This is a genomic window from Stenotrophomonas sp. STEN035 (assembly GCF_056759935.1).
The window spans coordinates 65,798-72,448 of the sequence record NZ_JBRRDY010000024.1; the positions used below are offsets into that span (position 1 = coordinate 65,798).

Genomic DNA, 6,651 nt, shown 5'->3' on the forward strand with positions numbered 1-6,651 from the left:
AACCCTCCCCTTGGCTGCGCCAAAGGGAGGGCGCACCGGTAGTGCCGAGCCATGCTCGGCAGAGGCGTTACCAGCAAAGCTGCGCTCTCCATGCCGTCAGTCACTGGCCCGCAGCTCCACTAGAGCGCTAAGGTCTGGCCTTTCCTTTCACGGTGAGGCCTCATGACGCTGCGTCCCCTGTCCCTGCTGGTATCCCTGTCGTTGTGCGTTCCACTGGCAGCCTCGGCGGTGGAGTTCAGCCAGGCCGAACTGAGCAAGGCCAGCGCCTTGCAGCACAAGCTGCTGACCCTGGATTCGCATCTGGATACGCCGGCCAACTTTGGCCGCGCCGACTTCAACATCATGCAGCGCCACGACCACAATGCCCTGTCGCAGGTGGACTACCCGCGCATGGTCGAGGGCGCGCTGGATGGCGGCTTCTTTGCCATCTATACCGACCAGGGTGATCGAAGCCCGGCCGCGCATATCGCCGAGCGCGACCACGGCCTGCAGCGCATGCAGGAAATCCACGAAATGCTGGCGGCCAACCCGGACAAGTTCCAGCTGGCACTGACGGCCGACGATGCCGCAAGGATCAAGGCCGCCGGCAAACGCGTGGTCTATATCAGCATGGAGAACGGCAGCCCGCTGGTAGCCGATCCCACCTTGCTGAGCTACTACTACAAGGTCGGCCTGCGATTGATGTCGACGGTGCATTTCGCCAACAACGAATTTGCCGACTCGGCCACCGATCCCAAGGGTGCCGAGTGGAAAGGTTTGAGCCCGGCCGGCAAGGCGCTGGTCAACGAGGCGGTGAAGCTGGGCATCGTCATCGACCAGTCGCATGCCTCCGATGCGGTGTTCGACAACCTGATCGAGATGATGCCGGTGCCCTTCATCCTCTCGCACAGCTCGGCCAAGGCGGTGTTCAACCACCCGCGTAATCTGGACGACGCGCGCCTGCGTCAGCTGGCCGCAAAGGGCGGTGTGATCCAGGCCAATGCCTACGGCGGTTATCTGGTCGACGAGACCAAGAGCGCCGAGCGCAAGCAGGCCGAAGAAGAACTGGAAAAGCGCCTCGGTGGCTGGGAAAACATGACCATGGCCAAGGGCGTGGAACTGCGCAAGGCGATGGCCGAGCTCGACCAGAAATACCCGCGGCGCAAGGCCACGCTGGATGATTTCTTCCAGCACTTCGGCCACATGCTCGACGTGATCGGCCCGGATCACGTTGGCATCGGCATGGATTGGGATGGCGGCGGTGGCGTGACCGGCATGGAAGACGCCGCCGACCTGCCCAAGATCACCGCCTGGATGCAGCGCCGTGGTTTGACCGATGCGCAGATCGGCAACATCTGGAGCGGCAACGTGCTGCGGGTGATGCGCCAGGCGCAGGACTACGCGGCGGCGCAGAAGAAGTCTTGATCGCGCGCTGTTGATGCAGGAATGACGAAGCGGGCTCAGGCCCGCTTTGTTTTTATCCACACGTTGTTGGGGATAAGTGGGTTTTCCACAGGTGGGGGAGCTTCAAAGCCTTAAAGCAGAAGCACCCCTCCCCAACCCTCCCCTTGCCTGCGGCAAAGGGAGGGAGCTGCTTTGCCCCCTCCCTTGCGCGTAGCGCAGGGGAGGGTTGGGGAGGGGTGCTCTTCAAGCAGAACCAACACCCCCCCAAAAACAAAAAACGGGCCGAAGCCCGCTTTTTGTTTTATCCACAACAGCCTGTGGATTACTTGCTACGCCCCAGCACCGCATTGCGGCGGCTGTATACGGCATAGACCAGCAAACCAAACACGTTCCAAGCCAGGAACCACAACTGGGTGCGCATCGGCAGGCTGATGAACAGGTAGATGCAGCCGGCGATCGCCAGCGGCCCGACCACCCACGCCAGCGGCGTGCGGAAGGTACGCGGACGGTTCGGCTCGCGCTTGCGCAGCACCAGCAAACACAGGCCGACCGCGGTGAACGCGGCCAGGGTGCCGGCATTGGCCAGCGCGGCGATTTCATCCAGGCGTGCAACACCGGCCAGTGCAGCCACCAGCACCGCAGTGAACAGGGTGATGGTTACCGGCGTACCGGTGCGCTGGTTGACCTTGGACAGGCTGCGCGGCAGCAAGCCGTCACGCGACATCACGAAGAAGATGCGGCTCTGGCCGTAGAAGAACGCCAGCAACACGGTCGGCAGCGCAATGATGGCGACGATGCCGATCACCAGCGCGGCGGTGCCGTGACCGAGTTCGCGCATGATCAGGGCCAGCGGTTCGGCGCTCTTGCCGAACACCGTGTAGCTCATCGCACCGACAGCGGCCAAAGCCACCAGCAGGTAGATGATGGTGCAGCCAACCATCGAACCAATGATGCCGATCGACAGATCACGCTTGGGGTTCTTGGTTTCTTCGGCCGCGGTGGAGATCGCGTCGAAGCCGTAGAAGGCGAAGAAGATGATCGCCGCTGCCGCCATCACCCCGCGCTCGACGCCATCGGCGCTGATTGACTTGGGGAAGCCATACGGCATGAATGGCTGCAGGTTGGCGCTGTCGAAGGCCGGCAGCGCAACTGCGACGAACACCGCCAACGCGATCAGCTTGAACACCACCAGCACCGCGTTGAGGGTGGCGCTCTCCTTGGTGCCGACCATCAGCATGCCGGCGACCAGGAAGGTGATGACGATGGCCGGCACGTTGAGGAAGCCGCCTTCCACGTGCGGGCCAGCGGCCAAGGCCTGCGGCAAGGCCACGTTCCAGCCGAACGAGGTGTGCAGCCACTCGAGGAAGCCGACGAAGTAGCCGGACCAGCCGACCGCCACCGTGCTGACCACCAGCGAGTACTCCAGGATCAGGCTCCAGCCCACCACCCAGGCGATGGTCTCGCCCAACGCGCTGTAGCTGTAGGTATAGGCGCTGCCGGCAGCCGGCATCATCGTCGATAGCTCGGCATAGGCCAGAGCCGCGCAGGCGCAGATGGTGCCGGCGATGATGAAGGACAGCAGCACCGCAGGGCCGGCCTTGTCCGCACCCACGCCGATCAGCGTGTAGATGCCGGTGCCGACGATGGCGCCGATGCCGAGCGCGACCAGATGGGGCCAGCTCAGCGTTGGAATAAGCCGACGGCCTTCTTCGTGTTCGGTGAGTTGGTCGATGGGCTTGCGCCGGAGCCAGGATTGCATGCGGACCTCACGGTTCGTGGTGGTTCGGGGAAGCGGCCGAGTTTGGCTTAACGCAGTGCAGCAAAGCTAGAAAAACCCGTCATTTGGTGCGCTTTTACCGCGAATGGATGGCAACGTGCCGAATTCGGCACAAAATAACAGGCGCGGGCCGGGCGACAGGCCCGGCAACAGAGCTTACGCCGCTGTGGCAACTGAACAGTGCCGGCTTTGCAGCAGCATCACTCGGCGATGCCAAGACGCAGCCCGAACACCACCAGGCAGATGCCGACTCCGCGTCGCAGCCACACACCAACACGCGGATAGCCGGCCAGGCGGCGGGCGATGAACTGGCCGCCGAAGATCAGCACCGAGCACCAGACGATGCTGAGGATGGCGATCAGCACTGCCATCGTCGCCAGGGTCAGCGCTCCGCGCTGCCGGACCGGATCGATGAACAGCGGGAAGAAGGCCATGTAGAACAGGATCGCCTTCGGATTGAGTAGGCCGACCAGCAAGGCCTGGCGGAACCAGCGCCGCCCGTGCTGTACCGGCGCAGCCTCGCCAGCGGCTGCCGTCGGTTCACGCAGCAGGTTGATGCCGACCCAGATCAGGTAGGCCGCCCCCACATAGCGCAGCGCGGCGAACAGCATCGGATGGGCCTGCAGCAGCGCGGCCACACCGGTGGCGGCGATGCCGATCAGGATCTGGTCGCCCAGCATCAGCCCGCCCAAGGTGGCGTAGCCGGCACGCACGCCGCCGCGGGCGGTGGCGGTGAGCAGGGTGAAGGTGCCCGGGCCCGGCAACATCAGGAACAGGATCACGGCCACCACGAAGGTGCCCAGATCGTTGATACCCATCCACGGCATGGCGGTTCTCCGTGGGGATCAGCGCGCGCGCTGGGTGGCGATGCGTTGTTTCACCGCATCGATCAGCGCGGACAGGTCATCGAAGCGCGGCACGCCGTAGCGGTCGCCGGTGATGTCCAGGTTGCCCTTGCGCCAGTAACCCGCTGGCGCCGCCACCAGCAGCTTGCCCGAACGCGCATACAGGCCGAACTCGAGCAGGGTGATCGGGCTCTGGGTGCCGGGGGCGAAGTACATCAGCACGATGTCGGCCTGTTCCAGTGCAGCCAGTTCCCATTCCACCTGGCGACGGAACTCCGGCTCATCGGCCTCGGCACGCCAGGCCGGGTTCCAGTCGGCGCGGCGCGGGTTGAGCATCAGCACGCCCTGGTCGGCCAGCGCGGCCTGTACCTGCTGCTGCCAATCACCGGCCTTGCCCATCTCGATACTGCCAGCCAGGAACACCTTGGGCCGCGCGTCATTGACGGGCAGGGCGTTGGGCGAGGTAATGGTCTGCGAGTCGCTGGCCAAGGCTGCCATCGGCAACAGGCACAACAGACTCGATAGCAGCAGCGACAGCGGCTTCATGGCAGGGATACGGCGGGTGTGGGGGTGCACATGATCGCAGATAGGCGCCGATGGCAGTTTTCGCCAGCGGTCGGCTGGTTGCAGGATCAGCTTCTGAGACGGGCAGGGCTACACTTCTCCCCATGCAAACTGAAACCCTGATCCTTGGCGGCCTGCTGGTCGCCGTCCTCGTGCTGCAGCTGCTGCTGTTGCTGCGCCGTAATGATAACACCGCGCTGGAAAACACCCTGCGCGAAGAACAACGCAGTGGCCGTGGCGAACTGCGCGAACAGTTGGAAACCATGGCGCGGCAGCAGGACATCCGCATCGATGGCTTCGGCCGCAACCTCACCGACCTGTCCACACGCACCGACCAGCGCCTGGACCTGCTGCGTGACAGCCTCAATGACGACGCCCGCAAGGGCCGCGAAGAAACCGCCAACGCCCAGCAGCTGCTGGCGCAGTTGCTGGGCACGCGCCTGCAGGATGTGCGCGGCCAACTCGACGTGTTCGGCCAGCAGCAGGAAGCGCGCATGGAAGCCTTCGCCCGCCAGCTGGCCGGCCTGCAGCAAAGCCTGGTCGAGGAAACCCGCAAGGGCCGCGAGGAAGGCGCGCAGGTCCAGCTGCGCTTCGGCGAGACGCTGAACCAGAAGCTGGGCGAACTGACCCAGCGCAACGAGCAGCGCATCACCGAGATGCGGCAGACCCTGGAAGCACGCTTGAAGGACCTGCAGGGCGACAACGCCGCCAAGCTCGAACTGATGCGCCAGACCGTCGACGAGAAGCTGCAGAGCACGCTCAATACGCGTCTGGATTCCTCGTTCAAGCTGGTCTCCGAACGCCTGGAGCAGGTGCAGCGCGGGCTGGGCGAAATGCAGCAGTTGGCGACCGGCGTCGGCGACCTGAAGCGCGTGTTGAGCAACGTCAAGAACCGCGGCGGCTGGGGCGAAGTGCAGCTGGACAACATCCTCGAGCAGACCCTGACCGCCGAGCAGTACGCACGCGGGGTGAAGCTGCGCGCCGACAGCGGCGAGATGGTCGACTTCGCGGTGCGCTTGCCCGGCCGTGGTGATGCCGAGTCGCCGGTCTGGCTGCCGATCGATTCCAAGTTCCCGCGCGAAGACTACGAACGCCTGCTCGACGCACAGGAAGCCGGCGATGCGGAGGCGGTGCGCAACAGCGGCAACCAGCTGGAACGCGCGATCCGCATCCAGGCCAAGTCGATCAGCGACAAGTACATCGTGCCGCCGCACAGTACCGACTTCGCGGTGATGTTCCTGCCGACCGAAGGCCTGTATGCCGAAGTGATCCGCCGCGCCGGTCTGGTGGATGCCTTGCAGCGCGAGCACCGCGTGGTGATTGCCGGCCCGACCACGGTGACCGCCTTGTTGAACAGTCTGCAGATGGGCTTCCGCACCCTGGCCATCGAACAACGTTCTTCGGAAGTGTGGAGCCTGCTGGGCGCGGTCAAGAGCGAGTTCGGCAAGTTCGCCGGCATCCTCGAAAAAGCAGAGAAGCAGATCAATACCGTCGGCAAGAGCCTTGGCGATGCCAGCCGCAAAACCCGCACCATCGAGCGCAAGCTGCGCGGTGTGGAATCGCTGTCCAGCGATGCCTCGCAGGCAATGCTGGGTACAGACGACGAAGCCGACGAAGCCGAAGACGAAAGCCCGACAGCGTAGTGCCGAGGCATGCATCAGCTCCCTCCCTTTGCCGCAGGCAAGGGGAGGGCTGGGGAGGGGGGCTCTCCGCCTGCTGATGCAGCACCGGCTTCGCGGCTCACGCCGCTTCCACAAAATGCCGGCAACACCCATGTAGTGCCGAGCCATGCTCGGCAAGAGGCTCCACCGATAAAGCCTCAGCCGAGCATGGCTCGGCTCTACCGCTTCTGCTCCCTCCCTTTCGCATAGCGAAGGGGAGGGCTGGGGAGGGGTACGCTTTTCGCTGGCTGATGCAGCGCTGGTTTCGCGGCTTACGCCGCTCCCGCAGTACAAACCGGCAAGCCCATGTAGTGGGGGGGGGGCGGGGCGCCAGGCGCGGCGGGGGGCGACGAGCACCACACCCGCACGCGGACCAAGACGAGTCTAAAAAACACGAGGGTTTGGTATCACGCACTGCGGC

General features: G+C 64.5%; 5 protein-coding genes. 2 read left to right on the forward strand and 3 right to left on the reverse strand.

Translation table 11 applies throughout. The features are described 5' to 3' along the window. The first annotated feature begins 162 nt into the window (after nucleotides 1-162). Complete coding sequence (locus tag ACVOLL_RS13815) at nucleotides 163-1,404, forward strand: dipeptidase (RefSeq protein WP_481513414.1); 1,242 nt, start codon at nucleotides 163-165, stop codon at nucleotides 1,402-1,404. A gap of 301 nt (nucleotides 1,405-1,705) precedes the next feature. Here ACVOLL_RS13815 and ACVOLL_RS13820 read toward each other — a convergent pair whose 3' ends face one another. From ACVOLL_RS13820 to ACVOLL_RS13830, 3 genes are all read right to left on the reverse strand, one after another. After that, on the reverse strand, nucleotides 1,706-3,142 hold the full coding sequence (locus tag ACVOLL_RS13820; protein WP_481513415.1) for an amino acid permease: 1,437 nt from the start codon (nucleotides 3,140-3,142) through the stop codon (nucleotides 1,706-1,708). Nucleotides 3,143-3,360: 218 nt separating this feature from the next. Continuing rightward, nucleotides 3,361-3,987, reverse strand: a complete 627-nt coding sequence (gene leuE, locus ACVOLL_RS13825; protein ID WP_481513416.1) for a leucine efflux protein LeuE — start codon at nucleotides 3,985-3,987, stop codon at nucleotides 3,361-3,363. Between the two features lie 18 nt (nucleotides 3,988-4,005). Next, nucleotides 4,006-4,551, reverse strand: coding sequence for a nucleoside 2-deoxyribosyltransferase domain-containing protein (locus ACVOLL_RS13830; RefSeq protein WP_481513417.1), 546 nt, complete (start codon nucleotides 4,549-4,551; stop codon nucleotides 4,006-4,008). 122 nt (nucleotides 4,552-4,673) lie between these two features. On the opposite strand from ACVOLL_RS13830, the gene ACVOLL_RS13835 reads away from it, so the two are divergent. After that, a complete protein-coding gene (locus ACVOLL_RS13835) occupies nucleotides 4,674-6,212 on the forward strand; it encodes a DNA recombination protein RmuC (protein WP_481513418.1) in 1,539 nt (512 codons plus the stop codon). The last annotated feature ends 439 nt before the right edge of the window (nucleotides 6,213-6,651 follow it).